Origin of the sequence: Massiliimicrobium timonense (assembly GCF_042850985.1) — a bacterium.
Classification (GTDB): domain Bacteria; phylum Bacillota_I; class Bacilli_A; order Erysipelotrichales; family Coprobacillaceae; genus Allocoprobacillus.
In genome coordinates this window covers 1881450-1905716 of record NZ_AP031415.1, presented here as the reverse complement: position 1 = coordinate 1905716, position 24267 = coordinate 1881450, and the positions used below count along the sequence as shown (strand labels likewise).

21 protein-coding genes are annotated in these 24267 nt (G+C 32.3%); 15 read left to right on the top strand and 6 right to left on the bottom strand.

Annotated features, from left to right (window positions below):
- Positions 1-2: 2 nt before the first annotated feature.
- The 3 genes from ACGHJ8_RS09920 to ACGHJ8_RS09910 are packed head-to-tail and all read right to left on the bottom strand — an operon-like array spanning position 3 to position 4722.
- Positions 3-1199: a hypothetical protein gene (locus ACGHJ8_RS09920; RefSeq protein ID WP_390540103.1), complete on the bottom strand. Its 1197-nt coding sequence runs from the start codon at positions 1197-1199 to the stop codon at positions 3-5.
- 21 nt (positions 1200-1220) lie between these two features.
- Positions 1221-1763 carry a signal peptidase I gene (gene lepB, locus ACGHJ8_RS09915; protein WP_390540101.1) on the bottom strand — a complete coding sequence of 181 codons (543 nt, stop codon included), beginning with the start codon at positions 1761-1763 and terminating at the stop codon, positions 1221-1223.
- On the bottom strand, positions 1756-4722 hold the full coding sequence (locus ACGHJ8_RS09910; RefSeq protein WP_390540099.1) for a hypothetical protein: 2967 nt from the start codon (positions 4720-4722) through the stop codon (positions 1756-1758). The genes lepB and ACGHJ8_RS09910 overlap by 8 nt, the downstream gene beginning before the upstream one ends.
- A gap of 220 nt (positions 4723-4942) precedes the next feature.
- Here ACGHJ8_RS09910 and ACGHJ8_RS09905 point away from each other — a divergent pair, with 220 nt between their 5' ends.
- Positions 4943-5830 (top strand): ROK family protein, encoded by an 888-nt coding sequence (locus ACGHJ8_RS09905; protein WP_390540097.1) that lies wholly within the window; start codon positions 4943-4945, stop codon positions 5828-5830.
- 32 nt (positions 5831-5862) lie between these two features.
- Positions 5863-6543 (top strand): hydrolase, encoded by a 681-nt coding sequence (locus tag ACGHJ8_RS09900; RefSeq protein ID WP_087357221.1) that lies wholly within the window; start codon positions 5863-5865, stop codon positions 6541-6543.
- Positions 6544-6726: 183 nt separating this feature from the next.
- On the opposite strand, the gene tnpC is transcribed toward ACGHJ8_RS09900, so the two are convergent.
- The 3 genes from tnpC to tnpA form a co-directional block, all read right to left on the bottom strand.
- The gene (gene tnpC, locus ACGHJ8_RS09895; RefSeq protein ID WP_390539562.1) at positions 6727-8289 is read right to left on the bottom strand and encodes an IS66 family transposase; all 1563 of its coding nucleotides are present in this window, start codon (positions 8287-8289) and stop codon (positions 6727-6729) included.
- A gap of 68 nt (positions 8290-8357) precedes the next feature.
- Positions 8358-8705 carry an IS66 family insertion sequence element accessory protein TnpB gene (tnpB, locus tag ACGHJ8_RS09890; protein WP_129737345.1) on the bottom strand — a complete coding sequence of 116 codons (348 nt, stop codon included), beginning with the start codon at positions 8703-8705 and terminating at the stop codon, positions 8358-8360.
- Positions 8702-8965, bottom strand: a complete 264-nt coding sequence (gene tnpA, locus ACGHJ8_RS09885) for an IS66 family insertion sequence element accessory protein TnpA (RefSeq protein ID WP_390539564.1) — start codon at positions 8963-8965, stop codon at positions 8702-8704. Before tnpA ends, tnpB begins: the two co-directional genes overlap by 4 nt.
- Before the next feature lie 971 nt (positions 8966-9936).
- Between tnpA and thyA the strand changes: the two genes are divergently transcribed.
- From thyA to ACGHJ8_RS09820, 13 genes are all read left to right on the top strand, one after another.
- Entirely contained in the window at positions 9937-10824 is an 888-nt protein-coding gene (thyA, locus tag ACGHJ8_RS09880; RefSeq protein WP_390540095.1) for a thymidylate synthase, read from the top strand.
- Positions 10824-11297: a dihydrofolate reductase gene (locus ACGHJ8_RS09875; RefSeq protein ID WP_390540093.1), complete on the top strand. Its 474-nt coding sequence runs from the start codon at positions 10824-10826 to the stop codon at positions 11295-11297. The genes thyA and ACGHJ8_RS09875 overlap by 1 nt, the downstream gene beginning before the upstream one ends.
- Positions 11297-12016, top strand: coding sequence for a 1-acyl-sn-glycerol-3-phosphate acyltransferase (locus ACGHJ8_RS09870; RefSeq protein ID WP_211963605.1), 720 nt, complete (start codon positions 11297-11299; stop codon positions 12014-12016). Before ACGHJ8_RS09875 ends, ACGHJ8_RS09870 begins: the two co-directional genes overlap by 1 nt.
- A 189-nt stretch (positions 12017-12205) precedes the next feature.
- Entirely contained in the window at positions 12206-13141 is a 936-nt protein-coding gene (locus tag ACGHJ8_RS09865) for a hypothetical protein (RefSeq protein WP_390540091.1), read from the top strand.
- Positions 13142-13208: 67 nt separating this feature from the next.
- Positions 13209-14339: an FAD:protein FMN transferase gene (locus ACGHJ8_RS09860; RefSeq protein WP_390540089.1), complete on the top strand. Its 1131-nt coding sequence runs from the start codon at positions 13209-13211 to the stop codon at positions 14337-14339.
- 11 nt (positions 14340-14350) lie between these two features.
- Positions 14351-14590 carry a TIGR03905 family TSCPD domain-containing protein gene (locus tag ACGHJ8_RS09855; RefSeq protein ID WP_205089601.1) on the top strand — a complete coding sequence of 80 codons (240 nt, stop codon included), beginning with the start codon at positions 14351-14353 and terminating at the stop codon, positions 14588-14590.
- Between the two features lie 68 nt (positions 14591-14658).
- Positions 14659-14967: a hypothetical protein gene (locus ACGHJ8_RS09850; protein ID WP_087357214.1), complete on the top strand. Its 309-nt coding sequence runs from the start codon at positions 14659-14661 to the stop codon at positions 14965-14967.
- Positions 14968-15010: 43 nt separating this feature from the next.
- Positions 15011-18067, top strand: a complete 3057-nt coding sequence (dnaE, locus tag ACGHJ8_RS09845) for a DNA polymerase III subunit alpha (RefSeq protein ID WP_390540087.1) — start codon at positions 15011-15013, stop codon at positions 18065-18067.
- A gap of 2 nt (positions 18068-18069) precedes the next feature.
- A complete protein-coding gene (gene polA / locus ACGHJ8_RS09840; protein ID WP_211963612.1) occupies positions 18070-20679 on the top strand; it encodes a DNA polymerase I in 2610 nt (869 codons plus the stop codon).
- 7 nt (positions 20680-20686) lie between these two features.
- The gene (gene mutM, locus ACGHJ8_RS09835; RefSeq protein WP_390540085.1) at positions 20687-21499 is read left to right on the top strand and encodes a bifunctional DNA-formamidopyrimidine glycosylase/DNA-(apurinic or apyrimidinic site) lyase; all 813 of its coding nucleotides are present in this window, start codon (positions 20687-20689) and stop codon (positions 21497-21499) included.
- Between the two features lie 11 nt (positions 21500-21510).
- Positions 21511-22107: a dephospho-CoA kinase gene (gene coaE / locus ACGHJ8_RS09830; protein WP_390540083.1), complete on the top strand. Its 597-nt coding sequence runs from the start codon at positions 21511-21513 to the stop codon at positions 22105-22107.
- On the top strand, positions 22088-23323 hold the full coding sequence (locus ACGHJ8_RS09825) for a DnaD domain protein (protein WP_390540081.1): 1236 nt from the start codon (positions 22088-22090) through the stop codon (positions 23321-23323). Before coaE ends, ACGHJ8_RS09825 begins: the two co-directional genes overlap by 20 nt.
- On the top strand, positions 23320-24216 hold the full coding sequence (locus ACGHJ8_RS09820; RefSeq protein ID WP_087357208.1) for an ATP-binding protein: 897 nt from the start codon (positions 23320-23322) through the stop codon (positions 24214-24216). Before ACGHJ8_RS09825 ends, ACGHJ8_RS09820 begins: the two co-directional genes overlap by 4 nt.
- Positions 24217-24267 lie beyond the last annotated feature (51 nt).

Below are 24267 nucleotides of genomic sequence, written 5' to 3'. Positions count from 1 at the left end.
GATTATTGATGAGATCTTCTTTTACTTACAACATATAAAGCTAAACCACTACCTGCAACAACAACCATTAATACGAATGGTAAGTTATTGATAAAGATACCTGTTGGTTCAACACTAGCGTCATCATATGTGTTTGTAAATGCTACACTATTTCCATCTTCAGCGATTAAATTTAATTGATCATCTTTTTTACTGTCTAAATTCATATTTTTATTACCATTTTTATTAACTGTTGTAATATCTTTTTCTTTGACTTCAACAGATGGTGTATAATTAGAAGCAGCAATTTCTTCAACATAGTAAGTAGTACCTGCTGGTAAATCATAAATTCGCAATTCCTGATTATGTGATAATTTAATGCGATTTGAAGTGGTTCCGTTTAGTATATAATCAACTTTATTTTCTTCACTTACTTTTTTATCACCTTCAAATATCATACCATCAAATTGTCCATCATCTGTATAAGTATCAGGTAAAGTAATGTAAACATCAAATTCGAAATCTCTTGTTAAATCAGCATAATTTCCTATTACATCTTTGCTGATAGTTGTAGATAAGTAATGATCTGGATAATTAGGATCTTCTTCTCCTGCTTTTTTTGTATAAGTATTTACAAATATAAATTCAGAATCAGATCCATCTGGTGTATCTCCTGGATTTGGATCGACTTTATAATTATCTCCTCCTCCAGTTACAGCACCATCATCAGTTTGTATTTGTGTGACTTGAACTTTTTCTACATATACTCCTGATTTATCAGTTTTATTTTTTACCCATACAATTAGTTCATATTTTGCATCTGAACATTTTAATCCATAATCTGGATCGTCTTGTTCTGGCGCATCTTGAGTTGTTTCTTCAACATTATAAGTGTAGATACCCGCTGCATTATATTCCAAACCACCATCACCAAAAATATTTTTTGCGACTTTATGATCTGAATCATTAGAAGAAATTTCTATTGAAATCGTTTTATCACCAGTATCTCCTGTTACAGCTGCTGTTCCGTTTTTTATTAAATCAAATTTAAAATCAAAAGTTTCAGTATAATTAATTCCATTTGCGATGTTTAATTCTTTTACTAAATATGCTTCAATATTAGTTTCGTTATCAACGGCAAATGCTGGACTTATACTTAAAGCCATACCTAAAGTCATAGTTCCGGCAAATAATGTTTTCATTATATTTCTTTTTTTCATAACTTTATGTTCTCCTTTTCTTTATATTCCTTTTCTTCTAAGTATTATAATCACTTTTCCAAGTGTTTCATTTGTTTTAACTGGTCCAAAGATACGACTATCAGTAGCATTTTTCCTTGAATCACCTAGCAAGAAGATTTCATCTTCTTGAAGTGTGATAGGAAAATCAATACCTTCTTCATATCTTTGTGTATCTTCATATATGTTATCTTCTTGTTGTAAAGAACCATTAATCATTAATCCATCTTCACTTATATCAACTGTATCTCCCTCTACAGCAACAACACGTAAAGCATAAGTATGATCTTCATAATTAACGACTGTAATATCCTGTGATACAAAGTTTTTATCTAAACGATAATACATAACTAAATCACCGGAATTAATAGCAGGTTCCATATTGGCATAATCATTACGAAAGATTCCATATATGAATGTAAAGATTATAAATAATATTAAGAAAATAAAACCAATTTTTAATAACAAGAATAATATATCTTGTTTTAAACTTATATCTTGTTTTTTATGAAATTGTTGTTTTTGGATATTTTGGGCATTAGACATGCTTCTTTCTCCAATACCATAACAATGTTACTATTCCAATAATACCAATGCTTCCAATTCCTAACATTGTGATTGTATTATTCATACTTGATGTAGGAATGTTAGTGTCTGGAATATTAATATCTTTCATTGTGTTAATGACTGTAACAATCTTGTCAGATGACAAGGATTGTCCTTTTATTACTTCTAATGAATCTCCTGTATCACTATAATTTTCTTTTATATTGTAGGATATTGTGTAATCGTTGGATTGATTAGTTTCTTCTATTGTAAATAAAGTTTCTTTAATTAAACCGGTAAATGTGAAACTTTCACCATCTTTTAAAGAAAGACAAGCATTTCCATTATTTAATGTCACTGTTTCATTATTACATGTAAATGTTTTATTGGATAAGTCTGCATCATTTTCATTTGTTAAAGTAACTTTAATATTCCATTGCTTTGTTAAATCTGCATAATCCCCAACAGCATCTTTAGTGACAGTTAAATCATATCGTTGATAGTCAAAATATAATCTAATAACATTATTTTCTTCCCAATTAGGATTTGCATCTATATCATCCTGTAATGCTGCTATTTCGTATTTTGAAGCATCATCATTAATTACATATAAATTAGAATCTGGATTGTATTTGTTTTCTTCCCCTAAGAAAGCAATTCTTTTATTGACAATTCCAACAAAATTATAAGTTTCATGTAAACTATATTTTTTATTGGAATTATCTACTTCAACAGTACCATCTTGATTTTCTTTATAAACTTTAATGCTATAAACAGCAGTATCAGCATTGTCAGTTGTATCACCCCAGATAGCTTTGAAAGTGAAAGTATGATTTTCATTTTGTTTTACATCACCAGTAGCATATTGGATAGTGTCTTCATTAATTACAAATAATTCGTTTTCAGAATATATTTTATCTAATTCATTTCCATTACTATCACACAATCTCCATCCTAAGAATGTTTTACCTTCTTTTTGTGGAGTATCTAATGGCATATAAGTCTTAATACTTCCATTTTCTAGAGTATAAATTACTTTATCTTCGTTTTTTATTTCAATATAACCATCTTTCGTTTCTTGATATTTATCAGAATTTAATCCTGAACCACCATCTAAATCGAATACTAAATGATACTGATATGGATCAACAGATAATTCAAGGACTTGATTATCATAGGTTGATTGATTTATTGCAAAACCATATTGATAGCCATTATTGATAAGATCAGTAGTCCAATTATAGTCAATATTGTTGGAAAATCTATTGTTGTAGTTAAAGTGTCTATAATTAGTGTTTAAAGTGCTTTGTATATCTGTGACTGTTGTCCAAGAAATAGCCTGTTCATTACGGTAATATATTAAACCATCATCTATAAGAGTTCCATTTAAATTGGATGCTGTCTTTGTTTCAGCTAATCCATCACTATTATAATAATCAACTTTCACATGAGCCGAATATGGATTATAACCAGCTTTTACTGAATATAGATATATATTGTATGCGGTTGCTAACCCTGGTCTATTTGTATTGTTATAATAGGCTGTGTAAATGTTGTTTGTATTACTTTCTTGTAAGCCATAATAGTAATGATATCCTGTATAATATTCTAAAAAATCATCACCTTTTATAGTGTCAAATTCATATTGTTCAGATGCTGCTCCCATCTTTTCAATACCATCCAAGCCTTTTAAGGTTATAGTTTTTGAACCACTTTCTTTAAACGTCCAATCAACTTCAATATCAGAACGAACATTTGTCACAGTTATTTCGTAAAGGCATCTTTTCTTATTCCATTCCCAGTGTGGATTTATCAATCCTTTCATTTCTCCATCTTTTACTCCGCCAGTTATTACCTTCCAATAAAGTCCTTCCCCTTTTTTGGCTAATTTAACTGTCACTATTGAATCCTTTAATGGTCCTTTTTTTAGCTCTGTAATTGTAATAGCATTATCGTCCACATTATATCCAGTTGGAACTTCAACATATTCACCATTAATAGAAAGTGAGTTAAGATAAAATTCCGTTGGATTCCAAGATTGAGAATACAGCATGAATGTTTTATCATTTCCTGGAGTAATAGGTGTTATTTTTTGTTCTTCATTTTCAGATAAATATCCTTCATCAATACTACCTTGATCCTGACATATACCTCCTGAAGAATTGGATTTTTTTATTACAATATACTCTCCATCCTGTACAAACTGTATTTTTACTTTTAAATTATCAATAATAGTGTCTTCTGGTATCGTAAACTGCATTTCTTTAGAATTACTAATATTAATTGTTTGAGTATTACCATTACCAATTTGATAATATATTGAACTAATAGTATAAGTATCATTAGCCTTAACAGTTATAGGCACTATTTGTCCATAAAATGCTTTTTCACTTCCTATAACAGTTCCACCTTCTTTTGGTGATAGATCATATGTTATAGAATATGAGCTACTGAAAATAAGTACGATTCTTTCATTTTCCTCTAATCCTATTCCTGTATCTTCATCATCCGTTAATGAATAATAAATGTTACCATTATATTTTCCAACTCTAACAATTTCATTCTCAGTTACTTGCCCATTATTCTCATTTCTTACAACAGCTTTTTGGAAAGTTGTTTCTCCAATCTGCTCTTTGATTGAATCAATATGCTCAGTAATTAAACCAGATGCATAAGATACAGGCTCCTCATTCATTTTTCCATTGATTTCTAAATAGACATCGACATTTTGCATGTCAGCTTTAACGGCTTTAAATGAAATGGTATTAGGTTGATCTGGTTGTTCTTCAGCATTAACCTTAGGCACAAAGAATAGTCCCATAATCATTACAAAAGATAATAAAACAGATACAAAGGCTTTCTTCTTTGTTTTTATTCTCACTGTTTTATTCCTCCTTTCCATAAAAATTCTAAATAATTGAAGATTATTTAGCTGCTTTACGAGCTTTCTATATTTCATGTTCTCCCTCCTTTCCCAATATTTGGTTTGAAAAGCTCAATCTCATTTTAAGCATGGATATTTTTAAAATCTATAGCTTGGTTTTAAAATAAAAGATTGGTTATTTTATGAGATATATGGTGTGACTTGGATATATAATGAAAAGGAATTTTTAGGTATTCACAGAGAAGTTTGTTTAATGATATAATAGCAATGAAATAAAAAAAGAAAGGTGAATGAAATGAAGAAATATTTATGTGTGGATGTTGGTGGAACATCTATTAAAATGGCTGTTTTAGATGAAGATGGTCAAATTTATGAAGCAAAGAAGGTTAAAGTGCCTCCAACGATAGAAGATATGTATCAAGTGATTGTTGATGAATTTTCTAGTCATCAAAGTTTAAAAGGTGTAGCTTTAAGTATGCCTGGTGCTGTTGATAGTGAAAAAGGTGTGATTGGTGGTTCAAGTGCGATTGATTATATACATGGACCACACATTAAAGAAGATTTGGAAAACAGACTCAATGTTCCTGTTGAAATGGAAAATGATGCCAATTGTGCGGCTTTAGCTGAAGTCTGGAAAGGGGCAGCCAGTGATGTTCAAGATTGTTGTTTTATTGTCAGTGGAACAGGTATTGGTGGAGCTGTTGTTAAGGATCGTCGCATTCATAAAGGTGAACATTTACATGGTGGAGAATTTGGTTATATGATTGCACAGTTTGATTTTGATACACATGAAATGTATACATGGTCAGATGTTGGTTCTACTATGGCGGTTGTTAGAGGAGTTGCCAGAGAAAAAGGTGTAGATGTATCTTCTTTGGATGGTAAGGAAATTTTTGATCATTATCATGATGATCCTATTTATGAAAAATATGTGGATAAGTATTATTATGTTTTAGCAAATGGTATTTATAATTTGCAATATGCCTATGATCCACAAAAGATTGTCATTGGTGGAGGAATCAGTATTAGAGAGGATTTATTGGATGAAGTGAATCAGCGTTTGGATGTCATTTTTAGTCGTTTTACACATGCGAAAATACGTCCTGTTGTTTTAACTTGTCAATATCATAATGATGCTAATTTATTAGGAGCACTCTATCATTTCTTCACAGTCAATTCATAAAAAAAGATTATACTTGAATGGGGTGATAATAAATGGAAAAAACAACACCTATTGTTGATTCTAAATTAAGACATATTGTAAAAGTCCCTCAATGTATTTATGATGTTTCTGGGATTACAATTAATGGAAGAAGAATTAAATCATTAATCTTTTCAACAGATGTTGCGATTATTTCTAATTGCAATGCTGATGCAGTGATTGCTGTATATCCTTTTACACCGACAATGCAGATTACAAATGCGATTATAGAAGTGGCTCAAAAACCTGTCTTTGCAGGTGTTGGAGGAGGAACAACAGCTGGACCAAGAGTTAATAAAATTGCTTTAGATGCAGAATTGCATGGAGCATCAGCAGTTGTATTGAATGCACCAACAAAAACAAAGTTTGTGCAGGAATTAGCATCTATTATTGATATTCCTATTGTTTTAACTGTTGTTTCAACTGATGAACCTTTAGAGGAAAGAATGCTTCATTCTGGAGCAAGTATTATTAATGTATCAGGTGGTAAAAAGACTGTTGAAATTATAAAAGCATTACGTGAAATAGATAAAGATTTTCCTATTATTGCGACAGGTGGTCCTAGTGATGAAACAATAAGAGAAGTTATCAAAGCAGGTGCAAATGCAGTGACTTATACACCACCTACAAATGGAGAAATATTTAAAGAAATGATGGAACGTTATCGTATACAATGTTCTCACCATGATGATTAAAGAGAATTTCAAGATTCTCTTTTTCTTTTATGATACTTATAAGTTATAAATGATAAAGAAAAACGTAAGCGCAAAATGAAAAAGCCCTATTATCAATCAACGACATTGATTATAATTAGAGCTGTAATAAATTGACAATTTATATATGTATGATTTACAGGACACGACTAAAAGATCGTATCTCTACGATTTTTTAGTCAGATATGTATTATCAGGCAATTCTTTTGACCATGGCATATAATTATCAAGGGCTTCTTCATCATTGATATCTATTTCTGTCAATGATGACAAAAGATAGTTAAAATATTCATAGGGATTGAGATTGTTTAGCTTTGCAGTTTCTATAAGTGAATATAAGGCAGCGCTTGTCTGTGCTCCCTGAACCGTATTGGTAAACAGCCAGTTGCGTCTGCCTACACAGAATGGGCGTATCGCATTTTCTGCTCGGTTGTTTGATATCTCTATTCTCCCATCTTCAAGGTAGACTCTTAGTTTTTCTTCCTGGTTGATGCTGTATTTGAGTGCTTCACTTAACTTTGTTTTATCCACTGCAACTTTTGAACATTCCCTGACATCTTCAAAGAAATCATCAACCAGTGGTTTTGACTGAACCTGTCGAATTTGCCTGATTTCTTCATAGCTTCTGTCCGCGTTTTCCTTTTCAATTTGAAAAAGCTTGTTGATCTTATGAAAAAGCCTATAGCTGGCAGTTTGTTTGAGATCTACCCCAGCAGGCGCACTGTCTAGTGCTTCCTTATATTTTCTACGACAATGAGCCCAGCATCCCATGTGTGTAATGCCTTCAAGTTTCTCATAGGCCTGATAGCCATCCGTCTGAAGTATATGATGATAGCCTTCCAGATGCTTCTGGGCATGCTCGTGTCCTCTTGTATTTTCGTATATGAAAACAACTATCTGCTTCTCCTCGCTGCGTCCTGTCTTGTATACCCACATATAGGATTTTGTGGTTGCCTTTTGATGCGGTGCCTTTAAAACCTGAACAGACGTTTCATCTCCGTGCAGGTATTGACTTTTTAACAGAACCTTATGCATATGACTAGCGATTGTCCTGAAATATTCATCATGCAGTTTGATCATCCAGTTGGCCATCGTCTGTCTTGACAGCTTCAGCCCCATCTGATTGAACATGACTTCCTGTCTATACAGAGGCAGTGCTTTGTTGAACTTGTTATCAATGATATATGACAGAAGTGATGGCGATGCAAAGCTCTTGTATATGACCGGTTCCTTCATGGGTGCCTTGTATATTGGCGATTGAACAGCTTCCCTGTCACATCGATCGCACGTATAGACATATTGAATATGTTCAATGACTTCATATCGTGCAGGATGGTAGACAAGCTCCTTTCTTTTGTTTTCGCCTATCTTTCTAAGCAGTGCACCACATTCTGGGCAGCTTTTATTGTCAATATCATGAATGACCTTCTTTACTGGCAGTGATGAAATATCTATTCCTCTCTGTCTGCTTTTTCTTTTTCTTCTGTATGTGATTTCTTCAAGTTCCGGTTCCTGCTTGATTGGTGTGGATTCTAGTTCAATTTCATCAAAAAGAGAAATCTGATTAGGAAGAACAGTCTTTTCTGAAGATGAACCAAAAAGCTTCTTCTGCTGAAGCTTGATCTGCTGACTGTACCAGTTCAGCTGCTCAGTCAATGCTTCAATCTTTTTATCCTTTTCATTGATCATCTTGATCAGTTCTTCCTGACTTAGATTTCTCAAGTTCATGACATCTTCACACCCCACATTACATGATTTCAGCTGTTTCGTATTATACCATAAAACAAACTGCTTTGTTAGATGAGAAGCTGCTTTTCTTTCAATTTTTCATCATATTCAAGACCCTCCAGAAGCCAACTGAGCTGACGGGAAGTGATGGCTCTTGTCAATGATTCCTGCGATTCCTGGATTTTGAATTTTCCATGTTCAAGTCTCTTGATGAACAGCCAGAAGCCGTTGCTTTCATAATAGAGAATCTTGATGCGATTTCTTGATCGGTTGGTAAAGATAAAAAGGCTGTGATCAAGGACATTCATCTGGAATTGGGAATGCACAATGAGTGTCAGCCCATCTATCGACTTGCGCATATCCACGAAATGCGTTGAAACGTAGATATTCTTGACTTCATCAGTGTTGATGATCATTTGAGAGCACCAATGATTCTGTCAAGAAGTGCAGGATCAAATTCAATACAATGACCATCAATGGTCATTGATACATTGGGGTGGGCATCATCCACAACCTCGACAGGAACAAATAAATTACTTTGAAGTTCATCATTTTCCAGTCGTCTTTTTGACTTATAGAAAGAAGACACACAGATATTGTTCTGTCTGCAGAATTCCTTGACAGTCAAAGTGCTTTCCTTTTGACTATTTATGATTTTTTTCCAATCATATTGCATATAGTAAGTACCTCCTTTTTTATTGTACTTACATTTTAAATGAATATCCGCAGTCTTGTTAGTGCCTTTTCATTTGTCGCTTACAGAAAAACAGATGAAATATGATATGATTGTATACGTTTCATCTGTTTTTGTTTTATGACTTTTGAATTTAATTGCAGGCAATTTTGTTATTTGCGAGCAATAGGATACACTTGGTTTTATGTAAATCTTTACAATATTTTAGCGTGTGATATTACTTTTATAAGTAAAATGATTTTACGTTTGCTTCTTTTCTACTATTATGTTTTTTATGAATTTTACATTGAAATATTGAGAGTTTTCTCCAAATCATTCGTTATATCCAAAAATCGCAGTTGGTTCAATAACTAAACCTCCAAAAATCGCACTTTAATTTTTACATAAACCTCCAAAAATCGCAATAAATTTCTTTTTATTTAAAAATACGATAGCCTTGATGTCAGCAATTCTTATAATATTTTGTTATGTTATAGCATAAAAGAAGTCATTTAAATATATCGCTATGTATAACAATATTGTTGAATGAGATCATAAAGAATTTGTTTCAAATATCATCTCAGTCTGTTCTTCTGTCAATCTGCTTCCTTCTATTTTGTTGGAATTGTAAGAAAAATGAACCGATAGAGATTTCTTTTCATTTTGGAATTCATTTGTTCAATAAGTTCTTTAGCCAATTTGTGAGTATCCATATTCATATGATCCTTTCTGCTTTGTCTATATGCATTATAACAAAAATAGACTTCAACAATAAACAGACATATACTTTTGTTATTTGTTTTCTATTCTATCGAATGCAACTATAAAAATGATATAAAAGCATCTATAGTTATTGTGAGAACATCTTTATTTGACTGTAAATGATAATGGTTCTTTTCCTATAAGAGTTTATTTCAATGAAAAATAATGACTTTTCCTTGTTTATTCGCTATAATAAGCGAGAGGTGAAGAATGTGAAACAGTATTTAGAAATGTGTCAATATATATTAGAACATGGGGAAGATCGTGATGATCGTACAGGAACAGGGACACGTAGTGTTTTTGGTTATCAGACACGTTATGATTTACGTGCTGGTTTTCCTTTATTAACAACGAAAAAAATGTTTTTAAGACCGATTGCAGAAGAATTGTTATGGTTTATTAAGGGAGATACAAATATTAAATATCTGGTTGATAGAAATGTCAAAATTTGGAATGAATGGCCTTATGAAAACTTTAAGAAATCTGAAGATTTTCATGGTGAGAGTTTAGAAGAATTTGTTGCTAAAATAAAAGAATTACCTGCTGATGATCCGTTTGTTTTAAAATATGGGGAATTAGGACCAGTCTATGGTAGACAATGGCGTAATTTTAATGAACAAGGGGTTGATCAGTTATCTATTTTAATTGATGGTTTAAAAAATAATCCTTTTTCAAGAAGACATATTGTGAGTGCATGGAATCCAGTTGAAGTGGATCAGATGGCTTTACCACCATGTCATGCTTTTTTACAGTTTTATGTGTCAGCTGATAAAAAATATTTATCTTGTCAATTATATCAAAGAAGTGCTGATACATTTTTAGGAGTGCCATTTAATATTGCTTCTTATGCTTTAATGACAGCAATGTTAGCACAAGTCTGTGGATATGAAGCAAAAGAATTTATTCATACAATTGGAGATGCTCATATTTATAAAGATCATTTTGATGTTGTTAAAGAGCAGTTATCAAGGGAACCATTACCATTATGTCAATTAAAGTTAAATCCAGAAATTAAATCTTTATTTGATTTTACGATTGATGATATTTCTATTGAAAACTATCAAAGTCATGGAAGATTATATGGAAAGGTGAGTGTCTAATGATTAGTATTATTGTAGCTATGGATGATAATCATTTGATTGGAAAGAAAGATTCATCTAATGGTATGCCTTGGGATAATAAAGAAGATTTAAAGCATTTTAAAGACACAACGATACATCAGACGATATTAATGGGTTATACAACATATCAAGCGATTGGTAGACCATTACCTCATCGTCATACCATTGTTGTGAGTTTTGAACCTTTTGAAGATGAACGTGTAGAAGTGAGAACATCTTTAGAAGAAGTGATTCAGGAATATAAAGAAAGTGGAAAGGATTTGTTTATATCTGGAGGCGCTTCTATTTATAAACAGTCTTTACCTTTTGTTGATCAATTATTGATTTCTAAAATTAAAGGAACACATGTTGGTGAAACATATTTCCCGGATTTTGAAGATTATGGTTTTGTTTTAAAAGAAGTGAAACCATTTGAAACATTTGATTTAGAAATCTATCAAAGAGGTGCCTAATGAAAAGAATTATATTTTTAGTTATAAGATTATTGTATAGAATACCGGGATGGTTATTAACGATTCATCGTTATAATAAACATAAAGAAGATGTTAGTTTTGAAACAAGATTTGATTTTACACAAAAATTAATTAGAAAAGTCAATGAAAAATCAAGAGTCAATATTCATTGCTTTGGTAAAGAAAATTTACCAGAAGAACAGGGATATTTAATGGCTCCTAATCATCAAGGGTTGTTTGATGCACTTATTTTGTTTGGAACACATGATCAACCTTTTAAATTTATTGTAAAAAAAGAATTAATGCATGTCTTTGTTTTAAAAAATGTATTACATATGGTTGATGCATTAGCGATTGATCGTGAAAATATTCGTGCTTCAGTCAAAGTGATTAGACAAGCTTCAAAAGATATGGCAGCTGGAACAAGTTATGTCATTTTTCCAGAAGGGACAAGATGTCGTCAACAAAATAAAATGTTGGAGTTTAAAGGTGGAACCTTTAAATCAGTCATGAATGCAAAAAAACCAATCGTTCCTGTTGCATTGATTGATTGTTATAAAGTGTTTGACAATAATTCCATTGAAAAAGTAGATGCTCAGATTCATTATTTAACACCTATTTATTATGATGAATATAAAGATATGAGCAGTACAGAAGTTGCAAGTATGGTACAATCAAGAATAGAAAAGTGTATCAACGAAAATGAGAATAAATTTTAAAAAGAATTTATTCTTTTTTTTCTTATGAATTTTTTCACAAAAGCATTGATAAATTCAAAATAATTTGTATTTTTCATTTGTTTTGAACCTAAAAATGAGTGTAAAAGCAAAGAAAAAACCTTGATATATAAACGCTTTCAAGCTATAATATATGTAGTTCAAAAAAGGAATGGGAAGGAGAATTTTTTTATGAACAAATTATTAAAAGTTTTAGCTGCATCTGCTTTAGTAGCTACTGTTTTAGTAGGATGTGGTAAGAAAGGTGAAGATACTGGAGCAGCTGCTGAAGGTGCTAAATATGCAAAAGCTGGTTTAGGAGTTGTAAGTTCTTATTCTGACGGTCAAGTGAACTCAACTATTGCTGCTGTTGGATTAGATGCTGATGGAAAAGTTCAATATATTGATATTGACGTAGCTCAATCTACTCCAGGTGGGGATGCTGAAAAAACAAAAACTAAAAAAGAATTAAAAGAAGAATATGGAATGAAAGGTGTTTCTCCAATCGGTAAAGAATGGTATGAACAAGCACAGTTCTTTGAACAATTCTGTAAAGGTAAAACAGCTGATGAAATTGCTGGAATCGAAACAGAAAAACGTGATGAAGAACATACAACAGTTCCAAAATCTGGTTCTGATTTAGCTGCTGGATGTACAATGGACATCGGTGAATTTAAAGAAGCAGTTGCTAAAGCAATCGCAAATGCTCAAGATGCTAATGCTGATAAAATTGGTGTTGGTGAAGTTATGGCTAACGATGGTGAAGCTAAACAATTAGATACAACTATCGCTTTAGTTGCTACTGATGCTGATGGTAAAGTTGTTTATTCAAAAATTGATGTAGCTCAAATCAATGAAAAAATTACTGATACAAAATCAGAAAGAAAAGAAGAATATGGAATGAAAGGTGTTTCTCCAATCGGTAAAGAATGGTATGAACAAGCAGCTACATTTGAAGAATACTGCAAAGGTAAAACAGCTGATGAAATTGCTAAAACTGAAACAGAAAAACGTGATGAAGAACATACAACAGTTCCAAAAACTGGTTCTGATTTAGCTGCTGGATGTACAATGGATATTGGAGCATTCTTAGAAGCTGTAGCTGAAGCATTCACTAATGCTCAATAAAAATGATGAAAACCATGAAAAAATTCATGGTTTTTTTTGATGTTTATTGTTATAATGAAAAACGGTGATGAAATTGAAGAAATTAGTCTTAAGTTTATTATCTTTGTCAATGATGATGATCATGACAGGGTGTTCAAAAAAATATGAATTAATGAGTCATTATATTACAGGACCTTTTGATACCATTACAACATATATGTCTTATGTCAGTAGTGAAGATGAGTTTAATGAACAATGTGATTATATTGAAGAACAGTTGAATTATTATGATCAGTTGTTTGATAAATATAATACATATAATGGTATGAATAATTTAAAGACAATTAATGATAATGCAGGAAAAAAAGCTATTGAAGTGGATCAACCTTTGATTGATTTATTAAATTTAAGTATTGAAAGAAATCGAAAGATTTCTTCTAAGGTGAATATTGCTTTTGGAAGTGTCATTAATATCTGGCATGATTATCGTGAAGAAGCAGAAAGTCATGATGGTGTTGGTACGGTGCCAAGTGATGTGGAATTAGAAAAAGCCAATCAGCATACAAGTATTGATAGTATTGAAATTGATGAAAAGAAGAAAACAGTCTATATCAATGATGCTCTGGTATCTATTGATGTGGGAGCAACTGCTAAGGGTTATGCGATTGAACTGATTAAAGATGGATTGATTGAAATGGGTGTTGATAATTTCTTGTTAAGTGGTGGTGGCAATGTAGCCAGTCATGGGCAAAGAAAGATTCAAAAAGAGGGAGAATTTTATTTGGATGATTGTGCAGATAAATTCTGTGTCGGTATTGAATCACCTCAAGATGGAAATTATGCAGCCAGTGCAGATGATCCAGATAGTGAAAATGAAGCTGTATTGGTTGTACAGGGTGAGTCCATTGTGACAAGTGGGGATTATCAACGTTTTTATCAAGATGTCAATGGTGTGAGATACCATCATTTGATTGATCCAGAAACATTATATCCAGCTGTTCATTTTAGAAGTGTCAGCATTATTACAGAAGATAGTGGTTTGGCTGATTTCTTGAGTTCGGCAGTTTTTTTAATGGAATATGAAGAAGGATTGAAGTTAGTGAATTCATTAGATGGTGTTGAGGCTATCTGGTTATTGGAAGATGGAAAAATCAAAATGTCAGATGGTCTTAAGGATAATGATAATGTTTATATTATTGAAAAATCTAGATTAAATTAGGAGGAAATATGATGCAAAGTTATAAGACAAAAGGAACTTGTTCAAGTCGTATTGATTTTGATGTTGTGGATGGAAAGGTCACAGGTGTGAAATTTATTGGGGGATGTTCTGGAAATACACAGGGTGTTGCTAGACTTGTAGAAGGAATGAGTAAGGAAGAAGCCATTGCCAGATTGGAAGGGATTCGCTGTGGTGCGAAACCAACATCTTGTCCAGATCAATTAGCCCAAGCATTAAAACAAGCACAGTAGAACAGAAAAGTTCTACTTTTTTTGTCTTTTCTAGACAATTTTATCATATGATAAATTAGGTGATGTCTATGATGATACGTAGAATGAAAAAAATGCAGTTGTTATGTGGTGTGTTTTTGATATTGCAACTTGTCTGTTTTCAATGGATCATACCTTTTCATTTGTTGGCAGTTTTAGTGAGTATCATTATTATTATGAATCAAAGATGGTTTAAGGTGATTCAACTGCAATATCATTTTTATTTGATTGTGTTATATTTTTATCGTTTATGGATTTTAAGTATAGAAAGTTTTTATTTTTTAGATTTGATTTATGTTGTCTTTTGTTTGTATATTGCGATTATGTTGATTCTTTTCTCGTTTCATTGTATCTTATAATGATTTTTTTTGTTATAATGTAGCATAAAGAGGAGGCGATTGTATGTTTGGACATTTGCAGGTTTATAGTGGTTACAGTTTTCAACAAAGTACAATATTAATTAAAGATCTAGTTTTAGCTGCAAAAGAAAAACATTTAGATGCCTTAGCTCTAACAGATAAAAATAATATGTTTGGTGCGATGGAGTTTAGTGAAGCCTGTCTTCAAAATGGGATTAAACCTATTTTAGGAATGGAAGCCAGTGTTCTTATAGATGGTCAGATTTATCCTTTTATTCTTTTAGCTATTGATGATCAAGGCTATTTTGATCTCGTGCATATTTGTTGCGAAGTGAATTTAAGTAGTGATCGTGCGATTGCTTTAGATCAACTGGCTTTATATCATGAACATCTCTATGTGATTTCGGGATTAGAAGATGGAATTGTAGAACGTCATGTGGCTAAGGAAATGGAAGATGAAGCGATTAAGTATATGCGTTTGTTTCAAAAGCTTTTTCATGATCATTATTATATTATGTTACAAAATCATCATTTGAAAATGCAGGAAAAAGGCAATGAAAGAATGATGTCTTTGGCACGTTATGTCAAAGTCAAAGTGATTTGTTCTAATGAAGTGCGTTATTTAAAAAAACAGGATGCTTTAGCTGTGGATTTATTACAGGCTTCGGCTCAAGGAATTACACTGGACGCACAATATCAGCCTTTGACACAGGAAAAGTATTTAAAAGATGAAAAGGAAATGGAAAGATTGTTCCCTCCAGAAATCATTGAAGAAACAAGACATGTCTGTACGACATGTAAGGCGACAATTCCTTTGAATGAGAAATATTTACCAACTTATCCTGTTCCTCATCAGGGGAAAGCGGTAGATTATTTAAGAAGTTTATGCCATGTAGGATTAAAGAAACGTTTTCAAAATCAAGAAATTCCTGTGACATATCAAAAACGTTTACTCTATGAATTGAAAATTATTCATGAAATGGGTTTTGATGATTATTTTTTGATTGTCTGGGATTATGTACGCTGGGCAAAGGTTCAAAAAATACAAGTAGGACCGGGCAGAGGAAGTGCAGCTGGAAGTCTGGTTGCTTATGTTTTAGGAATTACCAATATTGATCCTTTACGTTATGATTTATTGTTTGAACGTTTCTTGAATCCAGAACGTGTATCCATGCCTGATATTGATATAGATTTTCAAGATGATCGTCGTGATGAAGTGATTCGTTATGTCATTGATAAATATGGTAAGGATCATGCGGCACAAATTGTCACATTCAATACATATGGTCCTCGTGTTGCGATGAAGGAAATGGGAAAGGTCATGGGTGTTCCTTTGCCTCGTTTAGAACTGATTGCGAAGATGATACCGACTTCACCAAAGAACAAAAAGACCATTACACAGATGTATCAGTCATCTGCTCAATTTCAATCTTTGATTAATCAAGATCAGCGTTTAAAGAAAATTGTAGGAGCAACAAGCATTATTGAACATTTACCACGTAATATTTCTACCCATGCGGCAGGGGTTATTTTATCAAAGCGTATTTTACATGAAGTTGTCCCTTTGGTTGTTGGTCCAACTTCTACATTAATGTGTCAATATTCTAAGGATTATATTGAAACAGCTGGTTTTTTGAAAATGGATTTTTTAGCATTGAAAAACTTGACAATGCTTGATTATATTTGTAAGGATATTGAACATAATCAAAAGATAAAAATTGTTTTAAATGAGATGCCTTTAGATGATCAAAAAACTTATCGTTTGATTTCTAAAGCAGATACTTTTGGTGTTTTTCAATTAGAATCTTATGGTATGCGTCATTTACTAAGACAGATGAAACCCTATTGTTTTGATGATATTGTGGCAGCTATTGCCTTGTTTAGGCCAGGACCAATGGAAAATATCCCGACTTATTTAAAACGTCGTTCACATCAAGAAAAAGTTGTATATCCTTTAAAAGAATTAGAACCTATTTTAAAATCAACTTATGGGATTATGGTGTATCAGGAACAGATGATGCAGGTTGCCCAAAAAATGGCAGGTTTTTCACTTGCGAAAGCTGATATACTAAGGAAGGCCACTTCTAAAAAAGAAACAGAATTGATGCATTCTATGAAAGAAGAATTTATAGCAGGTTGTCTGAAAAATGGATTTTCTCAAGAAAAGGCTCAAGAAGTATTTGGATTAATAGAGAAGTTTGCAGATTATGGTTTTAACAAATCTCATAGTGTTGCCTATGCTTATGTGGCTTATCAGTTAGCTTATTTAAAAGCCAATTATCCTTTGTATTTCTTTGCATCAATTTTATCGAATGAATTATCAAGTGAAAATACAAAGGTGCATTGTATTCAAGAGTGTAAAGCTTATCATGTTCGTATCTTACCACCTTCTGTGAATCATTCACAGGCACGTTTTATGGTGGAAGAAGGGCATATTCGTTATTCTTTATTGGCTATTAAAAATGTGGGATATGCTGGTTATAAGGCTATTATTGAAGAACGTCAAAAAGGTTTGTTTAAAGATATTTATGATTTTATGATGCGTATGGAAAATTCACATCTTTCTAAAAAGATGTTAGAATCATTAGTGGATGCAGGGGCTTTGGATGAATTTGGTTTATCACGTCAGACGATTTTAAAGAATCTCGATGCGATTAGGGATTATGGTCATTTAAAAGAAAATCTGGGGATTGAAGAAAAACCTGTTTTAACGATTTATCAAGATCAGCTTGAAGAAAAATTAAATCGTGAAAAGGCTGTATTAGGTGTTTATTTATCCATGCATCCTTTAGAGTTAAAAAAACAGAAAATCAAAGTGTCCTATGTTAATGTGTCCAGTTTAGATGAATATGTGCATAGGACAGTCAATGTTGTAGTACAATTACAACGTGTGAAAAATATAACAGATCGTAAAGGTCAGGAAATGTGTTTTATTGAAGCAATGGATGAAACAGGAAGTTTGGATGGTGTTGTTTTTGCTTCAAGGTATAAGGACATAGGAATGATGTTAAAGAAAGGAAATATTTGTCTTATTCAAGGAAGAGTGGATATGAAAGATAAATTGTCTTTCATTGTGGATAAGGCAAGGGTGATTGAATAGATATGGAAGAATTAGTTTTGATTGATGGAAATTCATTGTTGTTTAAGGCCTATTATGCCACAGCATCAATGGGAAATTTAATGGTGAATAAAGATGGAATTCCAACGAATGCTGTGTTTGGTTTTGCCAATATGTTACAAAAGATATTAGAGCGTGAAAGTGCTTATGTTGTGGTCGCTTTTGATTATGGAAAAAAGACTTTTAGAAATGATTTATTAGATCAGTATAAAGCCACACGAAAAGAAACACCGGATGAATTAAAATGTCAATTTGCGATGGTGCGTGAGTTTTTAGAAGCTTATCAGATTCCTTATTATGAAATGGAAGGATATGAGGGTGATGATTTGATTGGGACATTATCCAAATTAGGTGAAGAACAGGGATTAACAGTTTCTATTTTTACAGGGGATAAAGATGCTTTTCAGCTTGTTTCCAATCAGACAACGGTTTATCGTACGGTTAAAGGAGTGACGCAATTAGATGTGTATACTCCTGCCACATTGGATGAAAAATATGGTTTAAAGCCTGATCAGATTCGTGATTTTCTTGGTTTAATGGGTGATAGTGCTGATAATATTCCTGGTATTAAGGGGGTTGGTGAAAAGACCGCTTTAAAACTGCTTCATGAGTATGGAACAATTGAAAATTTAAAGGAACATATGAATGAAATCAAAGGAAAGATGGGAGAAAAAATTCGTGAAAATATTGACTTAGGTCTTCAATCAAAAAAGATTGCGACAATTCTTCGTGATATTCCTATGACACTCGATTTAAATCAAGCCAGATATAATGGTTATGATTTTGAAAAATTAAAAGCTTTTTATACTCATTATGATATGAATTCACTTTTAAAAAAGATTTCCGTAGAATCAAGAAAAGAACAAAAAACAGATTTTCAATATGAAGTGGTTCATACCATGCCATTGATTCAAGAAGACAGCAGTATATTAGGTGCTATCTATGATCAAAATTATCATAAATCCATTGTCTTAGGTTATGCTCTTTATAATGCGCATCAGGCTTATTTTATAAGTTATGAAGATGCTTTAAAAGATCAGCAATTCTTGGATTATTTAAAAAATCCTCAATATCATAAATATAGCTATAATATCAAAGCACAGATTTTATCAGCAAAATGGAATGGAATTGAAATTCAAGGTATGGATTTTGATTTACAGTTAGCTTCATATATTTTAAATCCAAGTCTAAAAGATGAGATGAAATATATTGGAGATTATTATGGTTACACATCTTTACAATATGAAGAAGAAGTCTTTGGTAAAAATACGAAGAAACATATTCCAGAGATGGATTTACTTGCGAAACATACCATCTCTAAAGCTAAAGCCATTTATGAGTTGAAAGATCAGGCTATTGAAAAATTGAAACAGGAAGATCAATATGATTTGTATCAGAATTTAGAATTACCTGTTACTTATATATTGGCGGATATGGAATATGTTGGAGCGAAGGTTGATGTCAATGTTTTAAAGAAGCTGGAACAGACTTTTGATGCTCAAATTAAAGAGATTGAAGAAGATATTTATACTTTGGCTGATGAAAAATTTAATATTGCTTCACCTAAACAGTTAGGAGATATTTTATTTGGTAAACTGGGTTTACCAAATGGTAAAAAAACTAAGAGTGGTTATTCCACATCACAGGATATTTTAGAAAAGATTGAAGATTTACATCCCATTGTTCCTTTGATTCAGCAATATCGTATGTTAACAAAATTATCATCTACTTATGTTAAAGGTTTACAGGAACAGGTTTTTGCGGATGGAAAAATACATACAATTTTTAATCAGGCTTTAACACAGACGGGTCGTTTATCTTCTATTGATCCAAATTTACAAAATATTCCTGTACGTCAGGAAGAAGGTAAACTGATTCGACAGGCTTTTGTTGCTAGTCATGATTATTTGGTTTCCTTTGATTATTCACAAATTGAGTTACGTATTTTAGCTCATCTGGCGAAGGTTAAATCATTGATTGAAGCTTTCCATCAAAATAAAGATATTCATACCCATACGGCAGCTTTGGTATTTAAAGTGAAAGATGAAGATGTGACACCACAAATGCGTCGTCAGGCAAAAGCTGTGAATTTTGGTATTATTTATGGTATGGGTGAATTTAGATTATCTAAGCAAATTGGTGTGACACTCAGTGAAGCGAGAGAATTTATTCGTCGTTATTTTGAAGAATATCCAGAAATCAAACAATATATGGAACGTGTTGTAGAAGATTGTAAACGTGATGGTTATGTTTCCACAGTTTTAAATCGTAAACGTTATATTCCTACAATTCATGATAAAAACTTTATGGTGCGTGAACAGGCGAAGCGTTTTGCGATGAATTCACCGATTCAAGGAAGTGGTGCTGATATTTTAAAACTGGCGATGATTCAAGTCGATCGTTTAATGAAAGAAAAACATATGAAATCTCAGATGATTTTACAGGTTCATGATGAATTGATCTTTGATGTGTATAAAGATGAATTAGAAGATATGATGACAATGATTAAAACAGCGATGGAAAATGCTTTTCAAATGGAAGTGCCTTTAAAGGTCGATGGAGCTTATGCATCCAACTGGTATGATTTAAAATAGGTGACTTATGCCAGAATTACCAGAAGTTGAAACTGTCAGACGTACACTCAAGAATTTTATTATAAGACGTCCAATTCTAGGAATAGATGTTTATTACTCACGTATAATAGTGGGCGATGTCAAACAATTTATTGAAGCTTTCACAGGGGAAGTTTTTTGTGATATTGACCGTGTTGGAAAGTATCTGATCTTTCAATGTCAAGAACATGCCTTTGTTTCCCATTTGCGTATGGAAGGAAAGTTTCATATCGTTGATTGGGATGAACCAGTTAATAAACATACCCATGTTGTGTTTCATATGGATCATCATCAAGATTTAAGATATATTGATACCAGAAAATTTGGTCGCATGGAATGTGTCGATTTGCATCATTATCGTGAACAGATGCCTTTAAAGAAATTAGGTCCAGAACCTTTTGACATTACAGTTGAAGATTTGTATCAACGTTTACATCATTGTTCCTTACCTATCAAATCAGCTTTATTAGATCAAAGTATTATGTGTGGTATTGGAAACATTTATGCTAATGAGATTTGTTTTTATATGCATATGGATCCACGTACACGTGCTTCACGCTTATCGAAAAAAAGAGTCGCTGAATTAAAAGAGGTGGCTATCAATGTTTTAAATGATGCCATTCGTCAAGGAGGAACAACAATTCATTCCTTTGATGCTAATGGGATTCATGGACTATTTCAAGTTCAATTAAAGGTACATGGACAAAAAGAATGTTCTGTTTGTCATCATCCTATTAAGAAAGTGATGGTACATCAGCGAGGAACTTATTTTTGTCCCCATTGTCAAAAGAAACGTTATTAGAGGTGTTATTAATGAGTCGAGTTATTGGAATTACAGGGTCTATTGCAGTTGGAAAAAGTACAGTGACACAATATTTAAAAACACATGGTTATTGTGTCTTGGATGCTGATGAGATTTCTCATCAGGCTTTAGAAAAAGAAAGTCACTGTTATCATCAAATTGTAGAATGTTTTGATTGTCTGGATGACAATCAAAATATTTCTCGTCAAAAATTAGGACAAATTGTTTTTCATGATCCTCAACAAAAAGCCTTATTAGAAAGTATTATTCATCCCTATGTTCAAGACATGTTAAAAAAAGGAATCGAACAATGTCAAGAACCGCTTGTTTTTTTAGATGTTCCTTTGTTATATGAAACACATATGGATACGATGTGTGATGATGTGATGGTTGTTTATGTTGATGAAAAAACACAGTTAAAGCGTTTAATGAAACGTAATCAGATAGATGAAAAACAGGCAAGATTGTTGATGAGTCAACAGATTTCAATTGAAAAGAAAAAAGAGATGGGGGACTATATTATTGATAATCGTCAGAATTTTGAAGATTTATATGTTCAAATAGAAAGAGTTTTAGAGGTTTTAAAAAATGAAATTGTACGTCACTGATCTTTATCGTGTAGAAATGCGTTATCCATTGGATGAAGTCCAGATCGATACACTTTATTATTTGTATCAGCCTTTCATTGGTTCAACAGCCTTACAGGTTTATATGATGCTGGTGATGGAAGGAAAACGTATGCGACGTTTTATTGCACCTTGTCCTCTTTCTCGCTTACTATCTTTTGTATCTATCAATATTATGGAACTGGAAAAAGCTTTGCGTTCACTTGAAGCGATTGGCTTATTAAAAAGCTATGTTAAACATGAACAGGATATCACCCAATATATATATCGTATCTATGCTCCTTTATCATTGAAGGCTTTCTTTAAGAATCAGATTTTATCATCATTGCTTCAGTTTTCATTATCACAAGAAGATTTTCAAAAAACATTACAATATTTTAAAATATCTTTAGAAAATTTAGAGGGTTATGAAGATGTGACAGCTAAATTTCAAGATGTGTTTACAATTGAACATCTCCATAAAGGAACACGTTTATTAAAGTATCAAGAAGAATTTGTACAACAGGAATCACAAAATGTAAAAGTTCAATATGATCGTGATTTGTTGTATCAAAGTTTAGCAGATTATCAGGTTAATCGTTCTTTATTAAGTCAAGAAGATTTGGACTATGCTGTAGAATTAGGATATGTTTATAGTGTGGATGCTTTGACTCTGGCTGGTTTGATAAAAGATGCAATGGAATCACAGGGATTGAATCGTCAACGCATAAAACAATCTATACAAAAGTACTTTGATATCCAACAATCATCTTCGTTACAGGAAATCTATCATAAACAACCCTTGCAGTTTCAAACACAAGAAGCCAGTGTTTCACCTCTCATCTTACATATGAAATATCTGGATACGATTACACCTTATGAATTGTTGAAGGAAAAACAGGGTGGAAAAGAGCCAGTCTATCATGATTTAATGATTGTGGAAACATTGATGGTGCAGTTGGGTTTAAAACCAGCAGTTGTTAATGTCTTGATTGAGTATGTATTAGGGAAAAATAATAATCGTTTATCAAAGCGTTATTGTGAGGCGATAGGAGCTTCATGGGCCCGTAAAAAAATTATGACAGCTATGGATGCTTATCGTGAATTAATGGATGCACCAGATGAAGAAGAAGTAGAAGATAAAAAAGAACCTGCAAGACAAGTATCTTCTGAGGAATTACAGGACTTATTGAATCAATTGAAGGAGGGACAATTATGAAAAGCGTAGCAGATATGATTTTTCAAAATGATGATATTCAAAAAATCAAATCAGAAAGTCAATATGCTTTACTCAAAGAAAAAAATATTCAGCATTTCTTAAAACAGAACCATTTAGATGCTTCAGTGATGGAAGATTACTGGGTGGAGTTTTTAGATTACAATGATGATTTTCATATTTGCCAATCCTGTCAGGGATTAGACTATTGTCCTAAAGAAACAATAGGTATGCAAAAGATGCTTTCTTACAATGATGGACAAATCATTTTAGAATTACAGAGCTGTCCTTATGGAAAAGCGATTGAAGCCAAAAGACAGTTATTAGATCATTTTGTGATGAGCAATGTTTCTCAAGAGTTAATGTTGACGGATTTATCTTCTTTAAAGCTGGTTCAAGATACACAGCATCTTACACCAGCCTGTCAAGATGCTTTGGTACAAATCTTAAAATATTCGCAAACACCAACTTCACAAGGTTTGTTTTTACATGGACCTATGGGAAGTGGGAAAACAACATTATTGGCTGGATTAATGAATTCATTAGCTAAAAAGGATAAACAGATTGGATTTATTCATTTTCCAACTTATCTGATTGATTTAAAGGCGAGTTTTTCTTCGGGGGATAATGCTTATGCAATGGATAAATTATTGAAAGTGGATTATTTATTGCTGGATGAAATTGGTGAAGAAAATATTACAGCGTGGTCTAGAGATGAAATTTTATTAACGATTTTATCATATCGTTTATTGAATCATTTGCCTACTTTTTTTACAAGTTTATATGGTTATAACGAACTAAAAAAGGTGTATACTTTAAAAAAAGGTGATGAAATTCGTGCAAATACAATTATTTCAAAATTGAAAGCGTTAAGCATTGAAATAATGCTTGACTGAACGAATTTGACGATATAGAATGTACTCGAAAGTGTAGAACACAACACCATT

What these genes read in the sequence shown, in the direction of transcription:
- ACGHJ8_RS09920 (WP_390540103.1), bottom strand. Translation starts at nt 1,199, where the DNA reads ATGAAAAAAAGAAATATAATGAAAACATTATTTGCCGGAACTATGACT.
- lepB (WP_390540101.1), bottom strand. Translation starts at nt 1,763, where the DNA reads ATGTCTAATGCCCAAAATATCCAAAAACAACAATTTCATAAAAAACAA.
- ACGHJ8_RS09910 (WP_390540099.1), bottom strand. Translation starts at nt 4,722, where the DNA reads ATGAAATATAGAAAGCTCGTAAAGCAGCTAAATAATCTTCAATTATTT.
- ACGHJ8_RS09905 (WP_390540097.1), top strand. Translation starts at nt 4,943, where the DNA reads ATGAAGAAATATTTATGTGTGGATGTTGGTGGAACATCTATTAAAATG.
- ACGHJ8_RS09900 (WP_087357221.1), top strand. Translation starts at nt 5,863, where the DNA reads ATGGAAAAAACAACACCTATTGTTGATTCTAAATTAAGACATATTGTA.
- tnpC (WP_390539562.1), bottom strand. Translation starts at nt 8,289, where the DNA reads ATGAACTTGAGAAATCTAAGTCAGGAAGAACTGATCAAGATGATCAAT.
- tnpB (WP_129737345.1), bottom strand. Translation starts at nt 8,705, where the DNA reads ATGATCATCAACACTGATGAAGTCAAGAATATCTACGTTTCAACGCAT.
- tnpA (WP_390539564.1), bottom strand. Translation starts at nt 8,965, where the DNA reads ATGCAATATGATTGGAAAAAAATCATAAATAGTCAAAAGGAAAGCACT.
- ACGHJ8_RS09875 (WP_390540093.1), top strand. Translation starts at nt 10,824, where the DNA reads ATGATTAGTATTATTGTAGCTATGGATGATAATCATTTGATTGGAAAG.
- ACGHJ8_RS09870 (WP_211963605.1), top strand. Translation starts at nt 11,297, where the DNA reads ATGAAAAGAATTATATTTTTAGTTATAAGATTATTGTATAGAATACCG.
- ACGHJ8_RS09865 (WP_390540091.1), top strand. Translation starts at nt 12,206, where the DNA reads ATGAACAAATTATTAAAAGTTTTAGCTGCATCTGCTTTAGTAGCTACT.
- ACGHJ8_RS09860 (WP_390540089.1), top strand. Translation starts at nt 13,209, where the DNA reads ATGAAATTGAAGAAATTAGTCTTAAGTTTATTATCTTTGTCAATGATG.
- ACGHJ8_RS09855 (WP_205089601.1), top strand. Translation starts at nt 14,351, where the DNA reads ATGCAAAGTTATAAGACAAAAGGAACTTGTTCAAGTCGTATTGATTTT.
- ACGHJ8_RS09850 (WP_087357214.1), top strand. Translation starts at nt 14,659, where the DNA reads ATGATGATACGTAGAATGAAAAAAATGCAGTTGTTATGTGGTGTGTTT.
- dnaE (WP_390540087.1), top strand. Translation starts at nt 15,011, where the DNA reads ATGTTTGGACATTTGCAGGTTTATAGTGGTTACAGTTTTCAACAAAGT.
- polA (WP_211963612.1), top strand. Translation starts at nt 18,070, where the DNA reads ATGGAAGAATTAGTTTTGATTGATGGAAATTCATTGTTGTTTAAGGCC.
- mutM (WP_390540085.1), top strand. Translation starts at nt 20,687, where the DNA reads ATGCCAGAATTACCAGAAGTTGAAACTGTCAGACGTACACTCAAGAAT.
- coaE (WP_390540083.1), top strand. Translation starts at nt 21,511, where the DNA reads ATGAGTCGAGTTATTGGAATTACAGGGTCTATTGCAGTTGGAAAAAGT.
- ACGHJ8_RS09825 (WP_390540081.1), top strand. Translation starts at nt 22,088, where the DNA reads ATGAAATTGTACGTCACTGATCTTTATCGTGTAGAAATGCGTTATCCA.
- ACGHJ8_RS09820 (WP_087357208.1), top strand. Translation starts at nt 23,320, where the DNA reads ATGAAAAGCGTAGCAGATATGATTTTTCAAAATGATGATATTCAAAAA.